At 76.8% G+C, this 1,082-nt stretch carries 2 protein-coding genes; both read left to right on the top strand.

Features of this window, described 5'->3' with window-relative positions; translation table 11 throughout:
- On the top strand, positions 1-530 hold a 530-nt coding region (locus DQW85_RS22395; protein ID WP_162795230.1), incomplete at its 5' end, for an SDR family oxidoreductase.
- A partial coding sequence (locus DQW85_RS22390) for a glycosyltransferase family 9 protein (protein ID WP_162795229.1) occupies positions 521-1,082 on the top strand: 562 nt, incomplete at its 3' end. The genes DQW85_RS22395 and DQW85_RS22390, both read left to right, overlap by 10 nt.

Below are 1,082 nucleotides of genomic sequence, written 5' to 3'. Positions count from 1 at the left end.
GCGCGCAGGCCGGGCGGGCGGTCCGGGAGCTGGCCGAGCGGGCCGGCGGGCTCGACGGGGTGGTCACCGCCGCCGGGATCGACGCCTGCGGGCGGCTGGAGGACGTGCCGGCCGCCGACTGGGACCGCGTCGTCATGGTCAACCTGCTGGGCACGGCCTCGGTCGTGCGGGCCGCGCTGCCGTACCTGAAGCGGACGCGCGGCAGGGTGGTGACCTGCGCCTCGACGCTGGGGCTGCGCCCGCTCAGCGACGCGACGGCGTACTGCGCGTCCAAGTTCGGCGTGGTCGGCTTCACCCGGGCGCTCGCGATCGAGACGCGCGGGGAGATCGGCGTGACGCTGCTGATCCCCGGCGGGATGCGGACGAGCTTCTTCGACGGCCGGCCCGAGCAGTACAGGCCGGGCCCCGACGCCGGCCTGAACGACCCGGCCGACGTCGCCCGCACCGTGGTCTTCGCGCTGAGCCGGCCCGCCGGATGCGAGGTGAGGGAGCTCGTCGTCTGCCCCTCGACGGAAACGTCATGGCCCTAGATCTGCTGGTGCTGCGCGGGCTCGGCCTGGGCGACCTGCTGACGGCCGTGCCGGCGCTGCGCGCGCTGCGCCGGGCCTTCCCCGCGCACCGGGTGACGATCGCGGCGCCCGCCGCGCTGTCCGCCCTGATGCCACTGATCGGCGCGGTGGACGACCAGATCGACGTGGCGGGGCCGGGGCCTGTGCCGTTCGACCGGCCGGACGTCGCGGTGAACCTGCACGGACGCGGGCCGCAGAGCGTCGAGGCGCTGCGCGCCACCCGGCCGGGCCGGCTGATCAGCTACGGGGCCGGCCTGCCCTGGCCCGAGGACGCGCACGAGGTACGGCGCTGGTGCGACCTGCTGGAACGGCACGGCGTCGAGGCCGACCCTGCGGATCTGACGCTGGGCGTCTCCGACCGGTCGGGGCCGGTGATCGTGCATCCCGGCGCGGCCCACCCGGCGCGGCGCTGGCCGCCCGAGCGCTTCGCGCGTGTCGCCGCCGCCCTCGCCGACGCGCTGGAGGACGTGGTGGTCACCGGCAACGCCGAGGAGGCGGAGATCGGCCGCCGGG

Source organism: Nonomuraea lactucae, from assembly GCF_003313395.1.
GTDB classification, from domain to species: Bacteria; Actinomycetota; Actinomycetes; order Streptosporangiales; family Streptosporangiaceae; genus Nonomuraea; species Nonomuraea lactucae.
This window is presented reverse-complemented; position numbering and strand designations above follow the sequence as displayed.